The following is a 25,933-nucleotide window of genomic DNA, read 5'->3' as shown; positions in this document are numbered from 1 at the left end:
TTTTAGTCAATTTGCGCTATCCTATCGTATCAAATTCTGCCTATTATTTTTAACTAAAATAGTATTAATAAAATCGTCAATTCCTCTTTCACACTATAATTTATAACTTTGAGCCAATTTCATTATGACTAACACGCGTAATACAGTGACAGAAGACCAATTAAACCATATGAATCCAAGCAGTATGAACCCAAACAGTAATACCAATGCCAATCCGAACCATTACTACCCTCAAGCTATTGAGGCAGAACAACAAGCGAAATGGGCAGCTGACAAGCGTTTTGAAATCAATAATAACATCAAACATACTAACACCCGTTATATGCTGTCCATGTTCCCATATCCAAGCGGCAAGCTACACATGGGACACGTTAGAAATTACACCATTAGCGATGTGTTAAGCCGTTATTACCGTTTAAAAGGCGATACTGTATTACAGCCAATGGGCTGGGACGCCTTTGGGATGCCTGCCGAAAATGCTGCCATTGCCAACCAAGTCGCCCCTGCTAAATGGACGTTTGCTAACATTGATAACATGCGTGGTCAGCTTAAAACACTCGGCTTATCTATCGATTGGTCACGTGAATTTGCTACCTGTACACCTGAATATTACCGCTGGGAGCAGTGGTTTTTCTTGCAGCTTTATAAAAAAGGCTTAGTCTATAAAAAACTGGCTACTGTTAACTGGGATCCAGTGGATAACACGGTGCTCGCAAACGAGCAAGTTATTGATGGAAAAGGCTGGCGAAGTGGTGCACCAGTTGAAAAACGCGATATACCCATGTATTACTTTAAGATTACTGACTATGCTGATGAGCTGCTTGATGATTTAGATAAGCTCGAAGGACAATGGCCAAGCGATGTCATTACAATGCAACGCAATTGGATTGGCCGTAGTCAAGGGATGGAAGTGCACTTTCCTTATAAAAACCGTGACGATATCAGTACCTTAGACGTGTTTACCACCCGTCCAGATACGTTAATGGGTGTCACTTATGTGGCAGTTGCTGCAGAACACCGTTTAGCCAAGCTGGCTGCTGAACAGAATCCAGAAATTGCGGCATTCTGCGAAGAATGTAAAAAAGGCTCGGTTGCTGAAGCAGACATAGCACAAGCTGAAAAAGTTGGTATGGATACAGGACTGACAGTCACTCACCCACTAACTGGCAAAGAAGTGCCTGTCTGGGTGGCAAACTATGTGCTTATGAGCTATGGTTCAGGGGCGGTCATGGCTGTGCCAGCACACGATGAACGTGATTATGAATTTGCCACCAAATACAACCTACCAATTAAGAGGGTTATTAAAACTCCCGAAGACCATGAAGGACCTTATACGGAGCGTGGCATTTTAGTTAACTCAGGGGAATTTGATGGTCTTGATTTTGAGGGGTCATTTGAGGCCATGCTTGCAAGGCTTGAACCGCAGGACCTAGCCAATCGCAAAATCCAATATCGCTTAAGAGATTGGGGTGTATCACGTCAACGTTATTGGGGCTGCCCAATCCCAATGGTTAATTGTGAATATTGTGGTAACGTGCCCGTTGATGAGTCTGATCTGCCAATTAAGTTACCGACTGATGTCGTTCCCGATGGCCGTGGTAATCCTCTAAAAAACATACCCGAGTTTGTTAATACTACCTGTCCAAAATGTGGGGGTCCGGCTGAGCGTGAAACCGATACCTTTGATACGTTTATGGAATCTAGTTGGTATTATGCTCGTTTTGCCAGCCCAAATGATGACACTCAAATGGTCGATAAGTCGGCAGCAGATACTTGGTTACCTGTAGACCAGTACGTAGGCGGTGTTGAGCATGCAGTTATGCACTTATTATATGCCCGTTTTTATCACAAATTAATGCGAGATGAAGGCTTAGTGTCTGGCGATGAGCCCTTTAAGAATCTACTGACCCAAGGTATGGTACTGGCGGGTACTCTTTATCGTGACAATGAAGATGGCAGTAAGACCTACTATTTTGCAGAGGATGTTGACATCAATTATGATGATCGTGGTCAGCCAATTAATGCTACTTTGAAAGCAGATGGGTTGCCTGTCACTATTGGTAAGATTGAGAAAATGTCAAAATCTAAGAACAATGGGGTTGATCCACAAACCACTATTGATGAATACGGTGCCGATACTGTTCGCCTCTACACACTATTTGCGGCACCTGCAGATCAAACCCTTGAGTGGTCAGATGATTCATTAAAAGGACCATACAACTTTTTGAAAAAAGTATGGCGTAGCGTAACCGACCATTTACAAGTATTAGATAATAACAACCTGTCTGGCGAAGACCTACCCGCTGTTTCAAGTTTACATAATAGTTTTGATAAAGCGTCAAAAGCTCTGCGACGCAAGACACATGAAACTATTGCTAAAATTGATAATGACCTAGGTCAGCGTTTGTCTTTAAATACACCCGTATCTAGCTTAATGGAACTTGCCAATGAGTTAAGTGCTTATAAAGCTGACACAAGCCAAGCGGTAGAAACAACGCTTGCCGTGCAACACGAAGCCATTGTTGCCTTGCTAACTATGTTGTCTGCCTACGCCCCACATATTGCTGAACATTTACTTGAAAAGTTAGGCGTTGATACCACTAAACTTGTATATCCTTCGCTTGATGAATCTGCCTTAGTACAAGATACTATTACCATGGTAGTGCAAGTCAATGGAAAAGTACGAGGCAAGATGGAAGTTGCGCCAGACAGTGATGCAGAATCACTAAAAGCCCAAGCTAAAGCCATTGATAGCGTTTCTAAGTATCTAACGGGCGAGATTAAGAAAGAAATTGTCGTACCTAATAAATTAGTGAACATTGTGGTGGTCGGATAAATGAAAATCTTAAAGGCAGTAGTCGACACTAAAGCGTTAAAAGCAAGAGATAGCAAGTTGTGTTCCTTCTTTAAAGCCAGTTGCCTATCAGCCTTAATATTTGCCCCAACATTGCTAACAGGTTGCGGCTTTCACTTGCGTGGTCTCGAAACGCCTATGAGCTACGTGGTAAGTAGTACCGCATTACACCTACCAGATGACAGTAGCAGTTTTTATTTAAAACAGCCGCTTAAGCAGAGCCTCAATGCGGTTGGTGTTAATGTTGTAGATGATATTGGTCGTCAAATTAATGATTCAAACCAACAGTATACCGCAGCCATTACTGTCGATAATATTCGCTTTAAAAAATATGAGCTCGTGGGGGTGTTAACCGAAGTGCGTCTAGTATTATCGGCCGATGTAACTTACCAAACCCTAAGTAATATTGAAGGTCAAATTGGTAAGCCAATAACGGTTAAAAACCCTATTCAGGTAGAGCGCAGTTATCAGTTTAACGAGGCAACCGTGAGTGTAGAAGATCAACAGGGGGAGCAAATTCGTGACTGGCTCTATGACAGTCTGGCAAAACGCATTGCAGACCAATACGTAGCACTAAACTTGCCTAGAGTTGCACCTCACACTATATCCACGGCACCGACTGCTGAGTCTGTTAAAAAAACCAATTCAACGCCATCATCCACACAGATGAACTGATTAAGTTATGCAAGATACCTTTCTTAATATTTATCCAAAAATCGCTAATGCTCAGACCAGCGAACGTTATAACCTTTCAGGTTTGTGGTTAGCGCATGGTGATGAGCCTTTGCTACATCAGTGGTTAATAGATGCCATGCGTAGCACATGGCGAACACAAAGCTTAATGACTAAACGTGTTGATCTGTTATCACCTAAATCATGGCAAGATGTACTCAGTGAGCTTAACAGCTTATCTTTATTTGATGATGCCACAGCAGTTGTCGTGACTGGTAACCATAAGCCAGACAAATATACACAGGATGAGCTTGAGGCCTTTGCTTTAGAGTCTCAGGGTGGCAATAACGACAACTGCCTATTGTGGCTGACTGCAAAAATAGACAAGCGTGGCCAATCCAGCAAATGGTTTGTGCCATTTGCCAAATTGGGTAACGTTATTGACTGTAATCTTTACAATGAAAATCAGCGGCAGCATCTGTTGTCAATTCACGCCAATAGATTCGGATTGAACTTAACCTCCGATGCTTGGCAGTTTCTAATGCTACAAACTGAGAATCATTTATTAAGTGCCTACCAAGCGTTGTGGCGCTTATCCTATTTATTTGCCGACAAAATAAGTCAAATTACCCCTGACATGCCTACAAATCTCGTGAATGTAGACGTTGAAGCATTGCAGAATGCGCTGGTTAGCGATGCCCAATACAGTGTTTTTGATTTATCAGATGCGATGCTCGCTGGTAATACAGCACAGGTTATTAGAATAGTAGAGCAGTTACGTGCAACCGACGAACCAACGCCTTTGGTGCTATGGGCCATTAATAAAGATATGCGCTTAATAATGCAGCTTATGGATGGTCAAGATCCTCAGAGTATTGGTATATGGCGCAATAAACAATCGCTATTTCAAAACGCCTGTCGTAGGCACTCTCCCCACTCTACTGCAGATTGGTCAGATATTTTGTACCAATGTGATAAAGCCGTTAAAGGGGTTATTCGTCAGCCTGCTTGGGAGCTTATCTTACAAGCAGCCCTACGAGTTACTGGAGTAAAGTTATTTGCATAACTTTTCCCAGTTTTTTGCTTCAAGACATCTTGCAAATTTTACTTAAAAAACGTATTTCGATCGATATCTACTACCGCAATTATATTCCCGCTACTTTTTACGTGAATGGAAGCTTAATATCTCATCAATATCGGTAACGGTTAGACTCTTTAGAAGCTTTTGCTCTTCGATACTCATGTCATCGGCACGCTCTCTAATAATGTCAACTAATCGATGGGCAACCTCATCCGTTGAAGCATAGTATAGCTGTGGTTCGGATCGGACCAACTCAAATAAATACTCATGAACTGCCTGATGTCTTTTGTCATCTGTTAATTTTAATTGTTTAGCGTCTTGGTGTTCCATAGTCAACTCAACTCATTGTTGGTGGTTTTTGTCATTCTTCAATTAGAACTTTATCACTTTTCTAAGCAGATGATATAAAATTATTTTACACTATTCTCAATGTTAAAATACAGTAACCACTTTAATGTATTGCAATATGAGCAACTGATAAATGTAGATAAAGATAATCATTTTTGAATATAGTTAGAGGATATTAAATCAACTCTATACATCCGCATCCATCTTCTTTTGTTCCTGTAGTAACTTTTCTTAAACTTTAAACCATAGTGTTTTTTAGTCAATAAGGTATCATGTTTATATTTAAAATCTAATACTAGGTTGTAGCATGGCGTTTACTTCTATTTTTAAAAATTGCAAAACTATTTTAAAGTGGCTCATTGTTGGGCTCGTTGTTCTTGCTCTGGCACTGCTGGCTTATAATCGTTTTAAGCCCAAAGAAGACACACCAAGTTATATTACTGCCGTTGCTGAAAAAGGCGATATTGAAAATAATGTTATGGCATCAGGCAAAGTAAAAGCGCTTAATACAGTCGATGTCGGTGCTCAAGTATCGGGCGAGGTAACCAAGCTTTATGTGAATGTGGGTGATAAAGTCAAAAAAGGCGACCTAATCGCTCAAATTGACCAAGTAACACAGCGAAATACCCTCTCTAACCAGCAAGCATCACTAGAGCAGAGCCGCGCAGGGTTACAGAGTGCAAAAGCTGAATATCTGAGTCGTCAAGCCGATTTAGAAAGTGCCTACGCTAGTCTTGCCAGTCGTGAAGCAGAGCTAAAACAAGCCCGATCAGATTATCAAAGGTTACAGCCTCTCCTAGCTATTAAGGCGATTAGTGAACAAGAGCTAGATAATGCCCAAACTAGCGTTGAAACAGCGAAAGCACAAGTTGCTAATGCACAAGCAGCCATAAAAACATCTAAAGCCGCTCTTATTACTGCACAATCAAACATTGCCAGTAACCAAGCTGATCTGCAAAAAGCGCAAACCAATTTGGATACCGCTACGACAGATTTAGGCTATACCACCATACGTGCACCTATGGATGGCACTGTAGTCGCTGTCGTAACCGAACAAGGGAGCACCGTTAACGCCAATCAGTCTGCCCCGACTATTGTTACACTTGCTGACTTATCCACAGTTCGAATCAATGCGCAAATCTCTGAGGCAGATGTCATAAATGTCAAAGCTGGTATGCCAGTATATTTTAATACTATTGGTAACCCTGATAAAAAGTACGATGCCGTATTGACTGCCATTGAGCCAGCACCTGAGCAAATAAGTGACACGAGCTCAACAAACTCAGCTATTTACTACGTTGGTTATATCGAAGTACCTAATCCAGAGCGTCGCTTTCGTATTGATATGACGGCTCAAGTATACATTGTCATCGATAGCGCCAAAAATACGTTATTGGTCCCTTCTGCCGCAATTAAAAAGGGTGTGCCTTCTAATAACACAAATAATTCGGCTTCAGGACATATAAATCAAACTGCCCCAGCACGAGTCGCCAACAACAGTGCTAATACAAGCATACCAGTCAAATCCAGTACGGGGATGGGGTATTATGTACGTGTATTAAACAAGGATGGTAGCGTAGAGGAAAGACCGGTAAAAGTAGGTATCGATAATCGCGTCAATGCTCAGATTTTAAGTGGTTTACAACGAGGTGAGGCGGTCATTATTGCTGAAAGTAGTAGTAACCCGGATAGTGAACAACGCAAAGGCCGACCTCGAATGTAACGATTAAAGGCACAGACCGAATACACATCGGCTCACATCAAACTGCCAACTATCATTATATTACTTCTAACAATATTAGTGCTAAAAATCAAACTAGGTTATGACATCCTGAACTGAAGAATTTTCTATGACATCCTCTAAGCCGCCATATGTACGAAAAGAAGATAGCCTTGATAGCCTTTATACCTGCGATGACGGTAATAATAAAAGCACAGGTGTGACAGTATCAAAGGTACAGAGTTCAAAGACTGGACATGTTGCTGCTCCTATTATGCAGCTGTCTAATATCGTCCGAGAGTTCCCAGCAGGCGAGCAAACCATTCGTGTTTTACATGGCATCGATTTGACTATATATCAGGGCGAAATGGTTGCTATTATCGGTCAATCAGGCTCTGGAAAATCTACTCTAATGAATATCATAGGTTGTCTGGATAAAGCCAATGAAGGCGAGTATCTTATCTTTGGCAAGTCTGTTGAAGAGCTTGAGGCCGATGAGCTGGCTAAGCTGCGCCGAGAACACTTTGGCTTTATTTTTCAGCGCTACCATTTACTGGGAGATATTAGTGCGCGCGATAATGTCGCTGTCCCTGCTGTATACGCTGGTATGAATAGTGATGCTCGAATGACACGTGCCGACCAGCTATTGACTGACTTAGGGCTTGGCGACAAGCTATATAACCGTCCTAATCAGTTATCGGGTGGACAACAACAACGTGTTTCTGTGGCACGTGCACTGATGAACGGCGGAGATATTATTTTAGCCGATGAACCTACTGGTGCACTTGACAGCAAGTCGGGCGAAGATGTACTGAACATTCTAAAAGACTTAAATAGTCAAGGTCATACCATTATTATGGTAACGCATGACCCTTCTATCGCCGATCAAGCTGAGCGAGTCATTGAGCTAAAAGATGGTCGTATCATAGCGGATTATCATAACGAGCACGATAGCGCACCCACACCCTCCAAAACCATCACTACGGATCAAGATACTAGCTTGACCAATCAACACACTGAAAAGACACTGTTTTCCAAGAATAATACCGTAGTAAAAAACAGTAACTTTTCAAAAAAAAGCGCTATTGGCTCTTTTTTTGACCGTCTAGCCGAAGCCTTTAAAATGTCACTTTTGGCGATGCGTGCCCATAAAATGCGTACTCTTTTGACCATGTTGGGTATTATTATTGGTATTGCTTCTGTCGTATCTATCGTAGGCTTAGGGCAAGGCTCTCAGCAGCAGATTTTAGCGAGTATTAGTGCCCTTGGCACCAACACCATCACAGTAATAGATGGCTATCCTTATGGTGATCCTAGACGCAGTTATAACGATGATAACTTAACACCAGAAGATGCACAGGCAGTGGCTGATCAACCTTACATCGTTAGTGTTAGTCCACAACTTGATACCAACGCCAATGTGCGTTATCGCAATATTGAAGAAGCCTCCACTATTAGCGGCGTGGGTAAAGACTACTTACAAGTCACCGGCGAAACCTTAGCATTTGGCCAAGGTTTTGATCAGCAGAGTATTGACCGCCGAGTACAAGACATCATCATAAACAGCGATGCTAAAGATACTTTTTTTGCTAACAATGATGATCCTATTGGCGAAGTTATGCTGATTGGCAGCGTACCTAGCCGAGTGATTGGCGTTCTTGAACGAAATGAAAATGACTTTGGTCAAGCAAGCGACACTCCTATCCTATATATGCCTTATACCACGATGATGTCACGTATTCAGGGTGGCTCCCATATTGAGCGTTTTGTTGCACTCATAAATGATAATATTTCCTCAAGTGCTGCAGAAACCGCCATATCCGAGCTAATGATTAGCCGCCACGGTACCGATGACTTTCGTATCCAAAATTTAGACTCAATTCGCGAAACTATTGAATCTACCACTACAGCCCTGACCCTACTTATATCTTCTATCGCTATTATATCTTTGGTGGTAGGGGGGATCGGGGTAATGAATATCATGCTAGTATCGGTCTCAGAACGTACCAATGAGATTGGCGTTCGTATGGCGGTAGGTGCACGCCAAAGTGACATCATGCAGCAATTTTTAATTGAAGCTGTATTAGTCTGCGTGTTTGGCGGTAGCCTAGGGGTACTCATGGCCTTTATGATTGGTGAAGGCATTAATAGTATTGGTTCTGATAACTTTAAGGTTATATATTCTCCTACCTCTATTATTGCTGCTTTTGTTTGCTCCACACTAATAGGGATTGTTTTTGGTTTTCTACCTGCTCGTAATGCAGCCAAGCTTAATCCTGTCGAAGCCCTTTCTCGTGATTAACTGACAGCTCAGTATTGTTTAGCAAGATACTTGAACGTTTATAAAGATGCTTAAAAGTTTAGAGATATGATTAATAGTATTGAGTTATAAAGGATGTACTATAAAAATATGGATAAATTTAATATTTAGACTTGCATTCTCATTTTTGAGGCGTATAATGTGCTCTCACGTTAAGCGGATACACAGTATCGGTAACCTGATATAACCGTATGGTTTATCAATACCCTTATTTTGTTACATCCCTTTGAAGTTTTCTTTTAGGAAATTTCACTAGCGAAGCTAAAAAAGCAATGCTTTTTTAGACACCTTTGAGGTATTAAGTTTAAGGCAATTCTGTTCAAAGGATTCTCTCTTAATTTTTAATGTCGCTCAGGGCCGATAGCTCAGTTGGTAGAGCAGTTGACTTTTAATCAATTGGTCCCGCGTTCGAGTCGCGGTCGGCCCACCATATACCTTAAACCCCGATTAAGCCATACGCTTAATCGGGGTTTTTCTTTAGTTAAAGCATGAATGATAAAAGAATTTTGGCTTAATTTACTTTAGCCCTTGCAATCTTATTGTTGATAAGTATAATGTGCTTCCACGTTAAGCAGTTATCAAATCGCTTATTTGTGATTTAACCTTATGTTTTTAAGACATTGATGTCTTTAACCATTTTAGTTAAATATTTAGAATTCTTTCTTCACAGAAAATTCTCTTGTACTGTTAACATTGTATATATTGTTTTAACGCCTTCATAAACTTCAAATTAAGGAAGTTTAACTTGCGAAGCTAGAAAAGCAATGCTTTTTTCATACGTGTCTCAGGGCCGATAGCTCAGTTGGTAGAGCAGTTGACTTTTAATCAATTGGTCCCGCGTTCGAGTCGCGGTCGGCCCACCATATACCTTAAACCCCGATTAAGCCATGCGCTTAATCGGGGTTTTTCTTTAGTTAACTTAAAAAAGTGTGTTTCAAATAAAGGCGATTTTTAATTCAGTATAGGCATCCTATATCCAATAAGAAAAAGCCGTTTTTTAACCCCAGATATTAATAATACTACCTATATTAGGCGGTAACTCATTTAACAGTGCTTCTAGGATATTTGCGTAACACCGCATCAATATCATGCTGTATGACCTCTACACTGGGTAGACGCTCAGCATGGAACCTCAAAATCGGAATACCTGCACTTGCTAGCGCCTTATCTTTTTTCTCATCCGCTTTTAATCTTGACTGACTTTCATGCGTCCAGTCGTCTAGCTCGATAGCAAGTAACGTGGTTTGCGCGTCGGTATCCACTAACACATAATCCACACTCTGACGACATATTCTATTAAACCAAAAGCTTCTATCACTGCCTGCCTCTTCACTTGGTTCGATGATACGTGAGAGCTGAACTTGGCTAAAGATAAAATAGTCTGGCATTGCTTTTTGTAGTTTAGCGAAAAATAGTACCTCACTATCCGTCATGATTGGCATGGGTGTAAACGGCCAGATAGGTAAATCATCACCACGAACTGGTTTGCTCTTACGATTATTATGACGACGCTGAAACACTATACTGATTAAAAAAATCATGGCAGCGACAACCATAAAACCTAATACCACTATATCCACACAACATCTCTCTTAGAAAACAACACTTGAAGTAGCCCAATGTACCCAATATTTACCTAACACATAGCCTCTTTAAAACATTGACTACTATAGTTAAAGAAGTCTAAAATGGTTACAAGGCAACCGAGTGCAAGTACTACTGGAGTAGGCTTAACGAGGTTAACGCCGTAACCGTTTAGTAGTTCGCTGACTATATATTGACACTGAGTAACCGTTCACTCATTTTGAACGGTAATTATGGTGTATTAATAACCATATAACCATCCTCATATAAAAAAACACGACAACTTGTGTCGTGTTTAATAAGCATAACTAAGTGGTAATGACCTTATCTGAAAAGAAGTTATTCAGGAGTCTATTTCAATTCTAAACACCGACAAATTTAAAGCACATCAAATAGTCCTAGCGCCAATATAACACCCATGCATTATTAACATCTGTACGAGAGTCCGCATTAATTTTATCTTTAAGAGCCAAAGCAGCTTCTTTACCTTTTTCAGGGCCAACAATAACTCTAACCCCGCGATCCGTCTTACTGGTAGAGGCGGAGTACCCAGCAGCACGCATTTTTTTAACGATAGCATCTGCTTTTTCTTGATTATCAGCGAGCGCAACTTGGACACCAAATGTCCCTTTAGCCTCACCCTGAGCCGCTTTGCGACGGGCTTCAGCTAAACGCATTTGTGCTTCGCGCTTAGTCTCAGAGGCTTTTTGCTTTTGTTCCGCTTCACGTTGCAGCCTTGCAACCTGACGGCGTGATGGAATTGTCAGCGTTTGACCCACTCGTAACGAGCTCTTTACACTCATATTGTTAGCTTCTGCAAGGGCTTCAACGGGCACATTATATTGGCGTGCCAGTTTGATCAGACCATCTCCCCGCTTCACTTTATAGCCAAGCTGACGAGTGGGCGCTGAGGTTGCTTTAGGTTCAGATTCTGCTTTAGCCCTGGTATCCTTTGCTTTGTTACTATTAGAGGTAACCGTACTTTTAGCATTATCATTTTGAATCAAACGTTCTACTTGACTAGCAGAAGGGACTATCAGCTTTTGACCAGTTCTCAAAGTGGCGTTGGCTGATAAGTTATTAGCTTGCGATAAGGCTTCTACTGGTACATTATAACGATTGGCGATTTTAATCAGACCATCGCCCCTTTGTACCGTATATTCCTTAGAGCTCCTAGGTGCTTTACCCCTTGTTTCTGAGGGTTGCTGTTTGGTTGTGGTATTTACAGCCTTATTGGCTTGAGCACTCTCATTAGCGTCTGTCGTCTGCCTAGGCTTAACTGATGCCTGAACCGGCTTATTTTGTGCAGAGCTAGAAGCAGTTGTAGGCTGCTCATTAGTTTGAGGTTCAGCCTTTCTGGCTTGGACGACAGGTTTGACAACTGAACTTGTTTGGTTTTCCAATACTGGCTCATCCATCACAGGTTCAATAGCATTGGTACGGTACTTTTCATTTTCGAGGCGGGCCTTTTCCATGGCTAAAGCTTCAGCACGCTCTTGTTCCGTCAAAAACTCCTTAGTACGCTTATCTAATTCAGCTACCTTAGATTCACGCTCCAAGCGTTTTTGTGCCAAAATACGTTCTTCAGTTTGCACATCAGCTGTTAGCGTTTGCAATGGCTTACCGTTACTCACAGTGTCAGCACTGTTGGCACTGCTCTCAGTAGACGTATCAATGATTGGATTATTGGCAGAGCCGCCACCCTGTTGTAGCATTGCAAAGAGCAATATACCGCCCCCTAAGAATACCCCTGTACCTAGCAAAAGTTGTCTTGACGAATTCATACTTATATCCTGGAATTTAACTTATAAAAATCATATTAAAATATAGTCGTTTTAGATTATAGAGGATTCACTTTGAGAAGTCTGTTATGAATTTTTTTGTTTAGAGGGTTAATATTCTCAATATTTGTTGGGTTTTATATAAAAGCAGTGAATTAAAACCACAACAGATTTGCTATAATACTGACCTTATATATCTTAGTTCATTTTCTGTAGAAAAACACGACTCATGGCAAAGACCAAGAAGTAATACGTCTATAATGTATTGCTGCAATTATTCGCAGTCTCGTGTCATAAAACCTTGTGTCATTAAAACGTCTACTAAAAATATGATAGGACTCTACAGACTAACAACTCCTTCTCTACTTTTATCTTACTCATTTAAAGTGATATCTATATGACGACAACCGTTTAGTCGTTTATCTGCAAAGGATGTTTATGCGTTTACTGACCGTATTAGACCAATTATTTTTGTTGCTTGAAAATCGCAAGCAACCTATGCATGTTGGTGGTCTATTTTTATTTGAACTACCTAAAAACGCAGATGTTGCTTTCGTGCGTTCACTTGTACGCCAAATGCAAACCTCTGATGTCCCTCCAACATTTCCTTTTAACCAAGTACTACATAACCTAGCGTTTTGGAAAACCGATTCAGATTTTGATGTAGAGCATCATTTTAGGCACATTGCTTTACCAAAACCTTCGCAGGTACGTGAGTTACTCTCTTATATCTCAAAAGAGCACGGGCGACTACTTGATAGAGCTCGTCCACTATGGGAGTGTCATATTATTGAAGGCATTGAGCCTGAGGTTAAAGGGCGCCCTGAACGATTCGCATTGTATCTCAAAATCCACCACTCCCTTGTAGATGGTATTGCAGCTATGCGACTCGTGCAAAAGTCATTATCACAATCGCCCAATGAAGTCATGTCATTGCCCCTATGGTCACTTATGATGCGCCATCGACACCAAGTTGATGCCCTAATTCCAGCTGAGCGCTCTGCACGTAAAATTATTAAAGAACAATTGCGCACTGCATTGCCAGTTGCCAAAGAACTCAAACGTAGTTTCGTTGAGCGTAATAAACCCAGCTATGTGACAACCTCTCAAGCACCAATGTCTATCCTCAATCAGCGTATATCAAGCTCGAGACGCTTCGTGGCTCAGTCTTATGAAATATCTAGATTCAAACACGTTGCTACTCATTTGGATGTCAGTTTAAACGATATCGTACTGGCCGTTTGTTCTGGTGCATTACGCAAATATTTGCTGTCTTTAAAAGAGCTGCCGCTAGAACCATTAATCGCATTTGTGCCAATCTCTTTGCGAAAAGATAACAGTGCATCAGGAAATCAGCTGTCCTTTTTACTGTGTAATTTGGGAACGCATTTAACCAACCCATTACAACGCGTAAAGACCATCAGTGACAGCATGAACAATGGTAAACAACGCTTTGGACGTATGAACCAACCCCAAGTAATAAACTACAGCATCATTGCTTATGCTTTAGAGTTTATGAAGCTAATCACTGGTGCCATGCCAAATAATCCCGGATTCAACCTTATTATCTCTAATGTACCCGGCTCTAAGAAGCCATTGTACTGGAATGGCGCTAAGCTTCAAGCTTTATACCCTGCCTCTGTTTTATTTGACGGTCAGGCGCTGAATATAACCTTAGCAAGTTATTTAGATCGCATAGAGTTTGGCATTACTGCTTGCAGTCAGGCTTTACCAAAAGTACAACATATTTTACAGTTTTTAGAAGATGAATTAGCCGTATTGGAAAAAATATGCGGCGAACGTGAATTAGGTATCCGTGAATAATGTTTTGTTAATGAATGAGCAGCTAATAACCCACCTCAGTCTAGCAACCTATTTTTTAGCGCTATAGTCAAAGAAGTCTAAAATGGTTACAAGGCAACCGAGTGCAAGTACTACTAGAGTAGGCTTAACGAGGTTAACACTGTAACCGTTTAGTAGTTCGCTGACTATATAAAATCATAAAACTCTGAACCATACATCCATAATAAAAAAAGGTAAGCCGACGTTGGGCTTACCTTTTTTCTTATTATGGCTATCTTACTGATTGTTTATAGTAGACAAAGAATACTTGTCACAGTATAGCGTTAAAAAAGCTTAACCTGCTACCCTCTCCACCTTAAATCCAAGATCTACGACGATACTTTCTTTATCATAAGGTGCCAAAACTGCTTTGGAAGATGGCTTGTTTTTAAGATAGGTCACAGCGACTCTTTTTAAGTCTTCAATGGTTACTGCCAATATATTACTACGCATTGCTTGTTGCCATGCTTCTCCACGTTGATGTAAATCAGCAAAACAAGATTTAACGGCTTCACCTGCTGGAGAACCGGGTTTATCCATACTAGATATAATGCCTAAAATGGCCTCCTCTAATTGCTCAGAGGTTTGCGGGGTATTAAGTAGCCACTCAATACTCTGTATAAAATGATCGAAGGTTTCGGCACAATGTGGGTCACGATAGCTAAAAAACTTAAATGCGCTCGCATTTGCATCATAGCCTGCACCGCCCCCATAAGCGCCCCCACGCTCACGTATTGCACTGTGCAAATACCCATTACGTAAATAGGGGGCAAGTACCATTAAAGCAGCACAGTCTGGATGACCCGCAGTTACTGCTGGATAAACAGACGCATTATGGTAGACGTTCGTTGCAACCAGCCATGCGACATCATCAGCTTGACGATTTTGCTCTGTCTTTAATGCCGTTAAACCCCCGCTATCAGACTCTCCCTTATCTAAATGTGCTTCACTAGCTCGTGTCAACTCTAGCTGCGTGTATTCAGAGGGTATATTGCCTTCAATGGCGGTTTTACTTTGCTCATTTACCATAAATGAGGAAGTCTGCCAGCTTTGCTCAATCAACCCTTTTAAGCGTTCAGTCTGCTCTTTTTCGCACACAATTAAGGCGTGTTTAGGTAATGCAGCTAAACGTTGATGCAAGGCCATAAGTGCGGAGGCTAATTCATCCCATTTACCACTGTCTTCTTTCGCATGTGACAAAAACTCTTTGAGCGCGTTTAGGGCAGGTAAGCCACTTCTCACATACTCAAGCTCAGCTTGACGACTCATACGGCGACTGGCTGTTTGCATAGCATAGGCATGCCCTGCACTAGCCAATCGAGACTGCCATCCTGATTGCTTTTGCTGCAACAACTCTTTAATACGATCATGCTCACTAAAGACACTGTGTTCAAGTACTTGTTTAACCAAGTCAATGGCTTCAGGCTTACGATTTAAGGCTCGAGTTGCCACAACAAAGTAGCTGGTCAATGTATCAATATCATGCGTAGAGGTTCGTTGACTAATACGCGCAGTTACCCCTGAGGAGTGGGCCGCTTGTACCGCTTGAAACTCACGAGCTGATAAAGTATCTGTCCCAAGATCCGACAACAAACCTAAGTAGATAGGCAGTAGGGGGTGATTGATGATATCGTCTTGATCTTGCAAAGACATGATAACTTGATAGTAATACAGGCCATTAGTGCCTGCTTCGTATTGATACAATACACTCTCAGTGCCGGCCAAGGTAGTTGCAACCTGCTTACCATAGGTAAAGCTTACTGATGCTGGGACATCTTCAATCCCTACTTTTGGCAGTAAACTCAAGTCATCTTCTGCCGCTTGGCGTTTGGCCAAATCTATCGCTTGCTGTTTAAGCTTAACCTTATCCTCTGCCGTAAGAGTTGCTTCAATGGCATCAAGACGTGCCTGCTCTGCTGCAGCCAGATCCCCTGATTTCTTTTCATCGGGTACTAAGGTCACGCGAACACGATGTGGGTTGTCAATCAAATGTTTTTTTAATAGCTGGGGTAGCCAGTTTGGATCTTTTACCTGCTCACGGAGCCAAAGTAAGTGTTCATCAACTTCCCAAATATCAATTGGATTACCATCATGAATAGCCGTGCTAAAACCTTCTAGCATAAGATTTAGACCATAAGGGATGCTATCGCCACCAATATGTCGTTGATCAATCTCTATTTGATGCAAGATGGTTTCAATAGCCTCGGCATCAATTTCACTACTGGCAATTTGTGTCAGTAAATTTAAAATACCTTGCTCAACTGCTTCCGCATGTTCAGGTTCTGAGCCACGTACACCCGCATAAAAAACCATTTCAAAATGACTGTCGTCTAACCCTAATAGTGGACTTGGCCCTGTAGCAAGTGGATGACTATCCAAATACTCGCGCAAAGGAGAACCGGCATGTTCAATCAACACACCTTCAAGCAAGCGCAGTGCAAGACGCTGCTGTGGATCAGTGATGGTCGGTAAAAGCCATGCCGTTACATGATGCGTTTGTGCCTCTCGCAACTCATCAACTGTATATGTTTCAATTGCTGTTATTGGCGCTTTTAACCGTTGCTCCAAGCGTGAGTCATGTTTCTTACCACTTTCAAACTGGCTTAGTGCGTCTTGGTGTAATTTTTTTTGCGTTTCAGCGACTGGAATATTCCCAAAGCTCATTAGTACACTGTTAGAGGGATGATAATGGCTGTGATGAAACTCAACCAGCTCAGCATGTGTTAAATCTGGAATATCTGCTGGGTCACCGCCAGAGTTATAATGATAAGTAGTTGTCGGGAATAAATGATGAGCTACAGCATGATACAGCTGATCAATCTCGCCACTCATTGCCCCTTTCATCTCGTTGAATACGATACCCTTAAATTGCGGCTTATCGTTTTCATCAAGCTCTATACGAATGCCTTCTTGTGCAAAATCAAGCGGATGAATATTTGGAAAAAATGACGCATCTAGGTATACAGACAATAAATTAAAATAATCATTTTTATTTTGCGTCGCAAAAGGATACGCTGTCCAATCCGCTGCAGTCATCGCATTCATAAATGTGTTTAAGGAGCGCTTTATCATAGAGAAAAAAGGGTCACGCACCGGATATTTAGCCGAGCCACATAATGCTGTGTGCTCTAAAATATGCGCCTCGCCTTTTGAGTCCATTGGCTGCGTACGGAAACCAACCAAAAATGCATTTTCATTACTCGGATGCGCAAGATGATAATGCATAGCGCCAGTTTGGGTATGCTTACTAATCAGCACGTCAATCTGCAATGACTCAATCCTACGATGTTCAACCAGCTCAAAACTTGGATGTAAGGTTAAATCAGGCATAGCGTGGATAACACTGATGTCATTAGTGGACTCAGTGTTGATAGTACTGCTCGTGGTATTGTTCACGGTGTTGTTCAGGATAGTGTTAGTAATATTGATCATATAATCTCGACTATTATTTTGATAAATTTTGACGACCTGTTCTAAATAACGTCTACACCACCTCTAATAAACAAGCTATAAATAAACTGTATCAACTGTATTAAAGATGAGCTAACTCGCGCTATAAAAAAGAAGGAAGGTTATGAATAAACAATAAATAGCTATTTTAAAATAATTGGCTTAAAATATTAACTGCCTAGATTAACGCATCTTGTATATAAAGGCTATTTAAACTGCTCAATAATAGCGTTATATTTTTATAAACCCTGCATACTACTATTAAGTTGGCTTTAACTAAGAGCGTAAAAGTAGTCGCGTTTTAAGGTAGCTTCTCAGGTATAGTTTGACCACTATCGAACTATTGCCTGAAACTTTGTGTATATACACTGACTTTTGGACGACCCTCCACTCATAACTGTGATTATTGAGTCAAAAATACAATGCATAATCACATTAAAAGGCTAAATAGCTAAAGGGTTTACTTTATGAAAACAACGATACTTGGCACATTACTTCCTACAAGCTTTCAACCGCTGCCCTACTTTATAGAGCACGTAGCAGCAGGATTCCCTTCTCCAGCTGCGGGTTATGTAGAAGCTAGTATTGATTTAAATGAGCTGTGCGTTGAGCATCCAAATGCCACTTTTTTAGTGAGAGTGGGTGGCGACTCTATGATTGACTCCGGCATTTATCCTGACGACCTACTAATTGTAGATCGTAGTATTGAGGTCATGAGTGGGGATATAGTGGTGTGCATGTTAAATGGCGATTTCACGGTTAAAGAGTTACGTCTTGAGCCGTCGCCATGTCTCATCGCGCACAACACCGATTACCCCGATATCCCAATTGGTACTGAGGCGGACTTTGAGGTGTTTGGTGTGGTTATTAACATTATCAGGTCTATCAAACGTGGGCGTGGTGGGCAAAATCGCAGTAAATATTAGTATGTTAGTGTGAATAAAACTATAATCTGTCCCATCCTTACAGCTTGGCAGAAAGGTCGCTATTATCGCCATCACACGTACGTACCTTCGTAATCGCTGGAGGTAAACACTCAAGCAAATCATTACCTGCAAGGGTTAAACAAAATACTTCACAGTTTTTGGCACGGATAGACAATTCAAATTGACGAAATTTCCGCATATCCAAGTTGCTTTCATGCGGCTGGCCCAATATCTGCCAAACCAGCATACTTATCCATAGCCCATGCGTATATACCACATGATTGCCCGCAGGCAAGCTTTTGAAATGCGCTAAGACACTTGCAACGCGATTATAGAAATTTCGGGTGTAATGGACAAAATTCAGGCTGACACCCCGTTTAAAGCTATATAATATATGTATTTACAAGGATTGAAAGCCATGAATCAAAAAACTGCCCTTTTTGTGGTAAAAAACACACAAAAAAGAATGGTTATAAATCAGGGAAACAGCAGTACAAATGCCTTATTTGTAATCGGCAGTTTTTAGGTGGAAAAAGGCTCAATAACTCAACATTGTGGCAAGAATATACTCAAGGTAAGCAGACCTATAAACAACTTGCTCATAAGTATGGCTATAGCATAAAGACCATACAAAGGCGACTAGATACAATTGAACTAAAGCCACTTAATAAGCTACCTACTTGTGCAAACATAGTGATGGACGCTACTTACTTTGGTAGAACGTTTGGCTTAATGGTATTTATCGACTATACAAGCAAAGCTGTATTGCACCACCGCATTATTCATTATGAAACTAACTCGCTGTATAAGCTAGGAATAGAGTATATAAAATCACAAGGTATTGATATTACAAGCATTACTTGCGATGGAAGACGAGGTCTTAATGCTTTATTTAAAGACATTCCCATACAAATGTGCCAGTTTCATCAGCTACAGATCATCACTCGATACTTAACTCTCCGACCTCAAAATATCGCTAGTATTGCACTCAGACAGCTCGCTTTAAACATAAAGGATTATGATAAGACAACCTTCATTCAAGACTTAGATAGCTGGTATTTGACTCATGAGGGCTACTTAAATGAGCGTAGTATCAATACAGATACTGGTAAGACTTGGTACACCCATAAGCGTCTTAGAAGTGCCTATAGAAGCTTGCGAGTAAATAGTGATTGGCTATTTACTTATAGGGAATTGGGTGACTTAAACATCCCAAATACAACCAATTCTCTAGAAGGTTTGTTTAGTGAGTTAAAACGCCAATTAAGCAGTCATAATGGGCTTAATAAACAACGTAAGCTTAAGTTTATTAACAACTTTTTAATTACATACTCTGCGCGGTAGCCTGAATTTTGTCCATTAGAGACTAACCGCTCGTTTTTAGCCTGAATTTTGTCCATTACACCAAATTTCGATAGCTTTCTGCATCTGCACCATGCAGGTCATCAGGCGCCTTATGAGCCCAAAAGGCCTCCGCTTCCTCCAATCTTTTTGCAAAAGCCACCCCATCTAATGCGGCAAAGCTTAGATAATCAAACTCTTCAAGTCCGTCTATAACATTTGGCTGCACGCCTGTTTTGTCTATTAAAGGTTGCGCGGTTTGCTTTGTGCGTATGAATTTTGAGATGTTAATTGAGTCAACGTTACTGCCCAGTGTTTGAATTATCCAATCTGCCACTTCTTCCGCTTGACGCTTTCCTAACTTAGTGATCTGTATTTGTGGGTTGGGTTGCAAAGCCCCGCCAGCATTCGTGATACTCTGCCCATGTCGTACCAAATAAATCTTTTTCATTATATGACCCTTTTCTACTTAGGTTATCTTTGTACTTGAGTTGTCTATCTGCTAATGTTAGTTATCTTAATATTCGATATGCATGCTTTTTTATGGGCATTTGAAACTAACTAATATCGATCCCTGTAGTTTGTTGACTAGAGCCTATCTACAATCAACCTCGACAGATTGATACAAAAAATCTTATATAAACAGCTCCAGTAAAGAGAGTACACATTTGACGTGAAACGTAAGTGACACGTTACAATCTCCTTTTTTATAGTCTTACAGTCTCTTTAGTTGTCTCAATATTGATTTTTTTAACGCTTCTAATATCCAGACACGTCATTATATGTCGTGTAACTCTGAATCAGACTATTCAATCTTACCCGATATTTGTTAGCCTGTTAGCCTATATTGTGTTTTTCTCTATAAAGCTTTCGAGTATCCCAGTAGAGTCTTTAAGCTTTATATAACCATCTTTGTAGTCTGTAAGCTATCAGTCAAAACACTACCTTCTACAAAACGAATGCAAGTGCTGCAAGCACTATGTTTAATGAATTTCATGGCTTTTAGTTGTACTTTATAACAATCTTTTTTTAATGGCTTAAACGGGGGTTTTATGTATGCTCTAATAGACTGTAATAGCTTTTATGCCAACTGTGAAAAGCTATTTCGGCCTGATCTAAAACATAAACCTGTTATTGTTCTTTCCAATAATGATGGCTGTGTTGTTGCACGATCTACCGAAGCAAAAGCGCTTGGGTTGAAAATGGCTGTTCCCTACTTCCAAGTTAAGGACTTTTGCATGGCCAATAACGTTACTGTGTTTAGTTCTAACTACACCCTATATGCCGACATGTCACAACGTGTGATGGCGACGTTAGAGCAGCTTTGTCCTACTGTTGAAATTTACTCTATTGATGAAGCATTTTTATATTTAGCAGACTACCCTACTGCTATGCAGGATTTATCGGCCTACGCAAAACTTCTTAAAAATACAGTGGAAAAACATACAGGTATTCCGGTTAGCGTAGGGATTGGTACGACTAAGACCTTAGCCAAGCTTGCCAATCACGCCGCTAAGAAATATCTTAAAACCGGTGGGATATGCGTGTTAACTCAATCAAATTGGATCAATAGGTTGATGCAAATTACGGATGTGAGTGACATATGGGGTGTCGGGAAACGCTATGCCAAACGGCTGAACGCTATAGGAGTTTTTAATGTTCAACAACTGGCAGCTTGCGAAACCGGAAAAATACGTCAGCAATTTGGAGTAGTGTTAGAACGGACTTGCCGTGAACTTAATGGACAATCTTGTCTAGAAATAGAGTCTATTGTTGCAAAAAAGCAAATTGTATCCTCCCGCTCATTTTCGCAGCGTATATCCAATAAACCCGCATTAACCGAAGCCATTTGTGAACATGTTGCCAAAGCAGCGGTCAAACTCCGACAACAAAATGGCCTATGCCGTACCCTAATCATATTTGCTAAAAACAGCCCGTTTGTTAAGTCTGTTCGTTACACCCCTATCTCAGGCCAATATCAGTTTACTACACCCACCTCTGATACTCGGCTGATGTTAAGCGCTGCAACTGCAGTAATTGATCGTATTTATAAACAGGGGGTTAACTACGCAAAGGCAGGAGTGATGCTATCTGATATCTATAGCTCAAATGAGGTACAATTTGATTTATTTGATGGCTCTTATAATGCTCCTAATGCTCCCTCCCAGTATGAAAAAAGCGAGGCACTGATGAATGTACTTGATAGTATTAATCAACAATCGAGTAACCCTTTGTATTTTGCGAGTCAGCTTATGGATAAAGAAAGAGAATGGGAGATGCGCCGTAATCTAATCAGTTATCGTTATACTACTTGTATTGATCATATACCTATTACTAAATAACCATTTTTCGAAAGTTATGCTTCACTTTCCATATGGCTAAATTTGCCTACCATAATACCCAATCGTTCAAGATTAGTATTCCATACACTATGTCGTGAAACAGGCCAGAAACTCTTAATAAGATATTTTGAGAAGCTAATATATCTTATCTCAAACTGTAACACACAGTCGAAACTAAACCTTTAGAAGCCATATTTTTCAAGGTGTACAAAGGTTTTCCACACTCTCTGTGGATAACTCTGTGAATAACTCAAAACTTGATAAGCTTAAAACCAAACGGTTCAATGGCTTCCCTAAATTTGTATATTTTTTAAACAATTTAAAAACATAATTGAATCAATAATTTAACAAACCATTATTGTTTATGATAAAAATATTAAATTAAAATGGGTAATTGCTATATTATAAAATATGTTCCACAAAGCTGCTTTCTAAATCGATAATTATTATGGGAAGATAGCCCTCAAAGCAATAAAAACAAAATCAAAACTAACACACAGAGCTAAAAAACTAACATACACTTGATAGAATGCTGTTTAAAATCACTAACCATAAATATTAATTTTATTAACTGATTTAGATACTAAATTGTTTCCACCAATACCCAATAAAATAATGTGAGATTAACAGTTATACTTGTTTTCTAGCATATTTGTTGCGAATAGCAGATAATTGCAAATTAGTTGCAATTATTTTTGAAAAAATACAATAAAGTACATCTTTAGTGACTTTTTAAAAAAATTAGACAGTTATCATGAAAATAACCAAATGGAAATCGAAACACTATGTATGATGTCATGGCAGTAGGCAATGCCTTAGTAGATCATGAGTTCTTACTCACTGAGGCGCAGTTAAAAAATAAGTCACTAACCAAGGGTAGTATGACTTTAGCAAGCCTACAAGAACAAAGTCGCCTTCTAAAGGAATTTCAAGTTCAAGGCTTAAAACCATCCAAAAGAACAGGCGGGGGCTCAGCAGCAAACGCCATGTATGCCTTCGCTAGTCTTGGTGGTAAGCCATTCTATTCATGCCGTGTAGGAGATGATCAACCTGGAGAGTTTTATCTAAAAGATTTAAATAATGCTGGTGTGGACACGTCTCCAAAATCTATTTTTAAAGGGGGTGTTACGGGGTCTTGCGTGGTCGCCATTACTCCGGATGGGGAACGCACGATGCAGACTTACTTGGGAACCTCAAGCAGCATTGATGAAAATAACATCTCATTTGATGTGTTAACAAAAAGTGACTGGTTGTATTTAGAAGGCTATATGGCAATGTCGGATAGCCTTCGCCCTGCTATTAAAAAGCTAAGACATCAATCTGGTGTCAATAACGTTAAAATTGCGGTTAGCTTTGCCGATCCTTCTGTTATTAACTTTGCTAAGGAGGGGTTACTTGAGATATTAGGCACTGGTGTTGACACTATTTTCTGTAATTACGATGAAGCCAGTCTATTTACCGGTAAAAAACAAATTGAAGCCACGGCGCGTGCCTTAATGGATTATTGTCAATTGGCTGTTGTCACAAATGGCCCAGAAGATACCGTTATATGTGAGCGAAAAAGAGATAAAAACTTATCGATCACGAAAGTAGCAACCCCAACCGTTGCAAAAGTGACTGACACCAATGGTGCTGGTGATAATTATTCTGGTGCATTCTTATACGGACTATCTCAGCAATACACCATACCGGAGTGTGCGAAATTAGCGGGCGAAATTGCCAGTCAAGTGGTTAAGCAATTTGGGCCTCGGTTAACACCACTGCAATATCGCGATATTGCAAAACGTGTACTTAGAGCATAAGGTGTCGGCTATTAGATAACGTACAATATTAAAAATTTAAACAGAAGCTATAAATAGTAAGGTTATCTATTAAAGGGTATCCATTAAAAGAAACTTGCCGCTCAATAATATGATTATCATTGAATTATATTATTTAACTACCAATTAGGGTCTGTTGAACATTCAAATGCTCAACAGACCCTAATTTTATCGCTAAAATTAACGGTCATCTTAAGCTGAATATTAAACTTTAGCTAAGGCCTGTTCTAAGTCATCTTTAATATCTTCAATATGCTCAATGCCAATAGATAAGCGAATCATATCTTCACTCACACCCGCTTTAGCAAGCTCAGCTTCGTCTAGCTGACGATGGGTCGTAGTCGCAGGATGACAGGCTAGAGACTTCGCATCACCAATATTTACCAAACGAGTAATCAAATTAAGGGCATCAATAAATCTGGCGCCCGCGTCACGTCCACCTTTAACCCCAAATGTCAAAATGCCAGAGGGCGACCCTTTCATGTACTTTCTTGCCAGCTCATGCTCAGGATGATCTGACAGTCCAGCGTATTTCACCCAAGCGACTTTATCATGACTTTTTAGGTACTCAGCGATCGCCATTGCATTGGAAACATGACGCTCCATACGTAAACTCAGCGTCTCCATACCTTGCATAATAGCAAATGCATTCAATGGACTTAATGCAGCACCTGTATTGCGTAATGGCGCCACCCGAGCACGGGCAATAAACGCTGCTGCACCAATGTCTTTTACGAAATTAACGCCGTGATAGCTGACATCGGGTTCATTTAGCAATGGAAAACGGTCAGGATAAGCGCCCCAGTCAAAGTTGCCACTATCAACGATAGCACCACCAATAGAGGTACCTGTACCACTCATATATTTAGTCAAAGAATGTACGACAATATCAGCACCAAACTCAAATGGACGACACAGAGCTGGTGTTGCTACCGTATTATCAATCACAACAGGCACGCCAAATTCATGCGTAATATCAGCAACAGCAGTAATATCAACAATATTACCTAGAGGGTTACCGATACTTTCAGCAAATACCATTTTTGTCTTATCATCGATTAAGCCCCGAATAGATTCCGGATTACTATGATCAAAGAAGCGAACTTCAATACCTTGACGAGGTAATGTATGGGCGAAAAAGTTATAAGTACCCCCATATAGTGTGGATACCGCAACAATGTTATCGCCCATCTCACAAATGGTTTGTACAGCGTAAGTGATAGCCGCCATACCAGAAGCAACTGCCAAGCTACCTATTCCCCCTTCGAGGGCAGCGACTCGCTCCTCTAAAACCGCATTGGTTGGGTTCATAATTCGGGTATAAATATTGCCTGGCACTTTCAAATCAAACAGGTCAGCACCATGTTGCGTGCTATCAAAAGCATACGAGCTGGTATGATAAATTGGAACAGCAACTGCTTTAGTGGTGGGTTCCACACTATATCCTGCATGAACGGCTAAAGTCTCCAAGCGGTGTTGGCTATTTGTATTACTCATCGTATGTCCTTATATAATAATAGTGCTAATTGATAAAGCGGTTATAGTTAAAGTAGCTCTCAACGATTTCAGCGTTAACATTTCTAGCTGCACCCGCTTTTATAACTAGCTACTAGCTAAACCTACCTACGCATAGCTGACGTATAACCATTTAACAGTACGATGACTATAACGACTTCAGCTATAATTTACTTTATGAAATTGCCAATACAAAATTTAAATAAAAGGCTGGGATTATCCTATAATAACCCAGCCTACTCGTAAAAATGATGATTAATTATTCATAATGTTATAACATAAAATAATAATTCTTTCTCAATTTGCTAATATATCTGCCTGCTACTCAAATAATAGT

At 40.5% G+C, this 25,933-nt stretch carries 17 protein-coding genes and 2 tRNA genes; 12 read left to right on the top strand and 7 right to left on the bottom strand.

Features of this window, described 5'->3' with window-relative positions; translation table 11 throughout:
* Positions 1 to 184: 184 nt before the first annotated feature.
* The 3 genes from leuS to holA are packed head-to-tail and all read left to right on the top strand — an operon-like array spanning position 185 to position 4,592.
* Positions 185 to 2,836 carry a leucine--tRNA ligase gene (leuS, locus tag AC2SLN_RS01995; RefSeq protein ID WP_486549675.1) on the top strand — a complete coding sequence of 884 codons (2,652 nt, stop codon included), beginning with the start codon at positions 185 to 187 and terminating at the stop codon, positions 2,834 to 2,836.
* A complete protein-coding gene (locus AC2SLN_RS01990; protein ID WP_486549525.1) occupies positions 2,837 to 3,529 on the top strand; it encodes an LPS-assembly lipoprotein LptE in 693 nt (230 codons plus the stop codon).
* A gap of 7 nt (positions 3,530 to 3,536) precedes the next feature.
* Complete coding sequence (holA, locus tag AC2SLN_RS01985) at positions 3,537 to 4,592, top strand: DNA polymerase III subunit delta (protein ID WP_486549524.1); 1,056 nt, start codon at positions 3,537 to 3,539, stop codon at positions 4,590 to 4,592.
* A 90-nt stretch (positions 4,593 to 4,682) separates the two neighbouring features.
* Here the strand turns inward: holA and AC2SLN_RS01980 are convergent, their stop codons facing one another.
* Positions 4,683 to 4,937, bottom strand: a complete 255-nt coding sequence (locus tag AC2SLN_RS01980; RefSeq protein ID WP_486530144.1) for a hypothetical protein — start codon at positions 4,935 to 4,937, stop codon at positions 4,683 to 4,685.
* A gap of 325 nt (positions 4,938 to 5,262) precedes the next feature.
* Here AC2SLN_RS01980 and AC2SLN_RS01975 point away from each other — a divergent pair, with 325 nt between their 5' ends.
* From AC2SLN_RS01975 to AC2SLN_RS01960, 4 genes are all read left to right on the top strand, one after another.
* Positions 5,263 to 6,678, top strand: coding sequence for a permuted SH3 domain-containing protein (locus tag AC2SLN_RS01975; RefSeq protein WP_486549523.1), 1,416 nt, complete (start codon positions 5,263 to 5,265; stop codon positions 6,676 to 6,678).
* 271 nt (positions 6,679 to 6,949) lie between these two features.
* Positions 6,950 to 8,977, top strand: a complete 2,028-nt coding sequence (locus tag AC2SLN_RS01970) for a MacB family efflux pump subunit (protein WP_486549673.1) — start codon at positions 6,950 to 6,952, stop codon at positions 8,975 to 8,977.
* 372 nt (positions 8,978 to 9,349) lie between these two features.
* Positions 9,350 to 9,425 (top strand) — tRNA-Lys (locus AC2SLN_RS01965).
* 357 nt (positions 9,426 to 9,782) lie between these two features.
* A tRNA-Lys gene (locus AC2SLN_RS01960) sits at positions 9,783 to 9,858 on the top strand.
* Positions 9,859 to 10,035: 177 nt separating this feature from the next.
* Here AC2SLN_RS01960 and AC2SLN_RS01955 read toward each other — a convergent pair.
* Positions 10,036 to 10,575, bottom strand: coding sequence for a DUF2726 domain-containing protein (locus AC2SLN_RS01955; protein ID WP_486549522.1), 540 nt, complete (start codon positions 10,573 to 10,575; stop codon positions 10,036 to 10,038).
* Between the two features lie 402 nt (positions 10,576 to 10,977).
* Positions 10,978 to 12,363 carry a LysM peptidoglycan-binding domain-containing protein gene (locus AC2SLN_RS01950; RefSeq protein WP_486549521.1) on the bottom strand — a complete coding sequence of 462 codons (1,386 nt, stop codon included), beginning with the start codon at positions 12,361 to 12,363 and terminating at the stop codon, positions 10,978 to 10,980.
* 435 nt (positions 12,364 to 12,798) lie between these two features.
* Here AC2SLN_RS01950 and AC2SLN_RS01945 point away from each other — a divergent pair, with 435 nt between their 5' ends.
* A complete protein-coding gene (locus AC2SLN_RS01945) occupies positions 12,799 to 14,184 on the top strand; it encodes a WS/DGAT/MGAT family O-acyltransferase (RefSeq protein ID WP_486549520.1) in 1,386 nt (461 codons plus the stop codon).
* Between the two features lie 312 nt (positions 14,185 to 14,496).
* Here AC2SLN_RS01945 and AC2SLN_RS01940 read toward each other — a convergent pair whose 3' ends face one another.
* Positions 14,497 to 17,532, bottom strand: a complete 3,036-nt coding sequence (locus AC2SLN_RS01940) for an insulinase family protein (protein ID WP_486549671.1) — start codon at positions 17,530 to 17,532, stop codon at positions 14,497 to 14,499.
* Between the two features lie 587 nt (positions 17,533 to 18,119).
* Here AC2SLN_RS01940 and umuD point away from each other — a divergent pair.
* A complete protein-coding gene (umuD, locus tag AC2SLN_RS01935) occupies positions 18,120 to 18,578 on the top strand; it encodes a translesion error-prone DNA polymerase V autoproteolytic subunit (protein ID WP_486549519.1) in 459 nt (152 codons plus the stop codon).
* A 37-nt stretch (positions 18,579 to 18,615) separates the two neighbouring features.
* Here the strand turns inward: umuD and AC2SLN_RS01930 are convergent, their stop codons facing one another.
* Complete coding sequence (locus AC2SLN_RS01930) at positions 18,616 to 18,855, bottom strand: hypothetical protein (protein ID WP_486549518.1); 240 nt, start codon at positions 18,853 to 18,855, stop codon at positions 18,616 to 18,618.
* Between the two features lie 110 nt (positions 18,856 to 18,965).
* Here AC2SLN_RS01930 and AC2SLN_RS01925 point away from each other — a divergent pair, with 110 nt between their 5' ends.
* Positions 18,966 to 19,922, top strand: coding sequence for an IS256 family transposase, variant Zn-binding type (locus AC2SLN_RS01925; RefSeq protein ID WP_486549669.1), 957 nt, complete (start codon positions 18,966 to 18,968; stop codon positions 19,920 to 19,922).
* A gap of 55 nt (positions 19,923 to 19,977) precedes the next feature.
* Here the strand turns inward: AC2SLN_RS01925 and AC2SLN_RS01920 are convergent, their stop codons facing one another.
* Positions 19,978 to 20,370, bottom strand: a complete 393-nt coding sequence (locus tag AC2SLN_RS01920; protein ID WP_486549517.1) for a histidine phosphatase family protein — start codon at positions 20,368 to 20,370, stop codon at positions 19,978 to 19,980.
* Between the two features lie 601 nt (positions 20,371 to 20,971).
* Here AC2SLN_RS01920 and AC2SLN_RS01915 point away from each other — a divergent pair.
* Positions 20,972 to 22,261 (top strand): Y-family DNA polymerase, encoded by a 1,290-nt coding sequence (locus AC2SLN_RS01915; RefSeq protein ID WP_486549516.1) that lies wholly within the window; start codon positions 20,972 to 20,974, stop codon positions 22,259 to 22,261.
* A 785-nt stretch (positions 22,262 to 23,046) separates the two neighbouring features.
* A complete protein-coding gene (locus AC2SLN_RS01910) occupies positions 23,047 to 24,063 on the top strand; it encodes an adenosine kinase (RefSeq protein ID WP_486549515.1) in 1,017 nt (338 codons plus the stop codon).
* Between the two features lie 222 nt (positions 24,064 to 24,285).
* Here AC2SLN_RS01910 and AC2SLN_RS01905 read toward each other — a convergent pair whose 3' ends face one another.
* The gene (locus tag AC2SLN_RS01905) at positions 24,286 to 25,578 is read right to left on the bottom strand and encodes an O-acetylhomoserine aminocarboxypropyltransferase/cysteine synthase family protein (RefSeq protein ID WP_486549514.1); all 1,293 of its coding nucleotides are present in this window, start codon (positions 25,576 to 25,578) and stop codon (positions 24,286 to 24,288) included.
* Positions 25,579 to 25,933 lie beyond the last annotated feature (355 nt).

Source organism: Psychrobacter sp. CX90 (assembly GCF_057396305.2).
The sequence above is the reverse complement of the archived record's forward strand: the minus strand, read 5'-3'. Positions and strand labels throughout refer to the sequence as shown.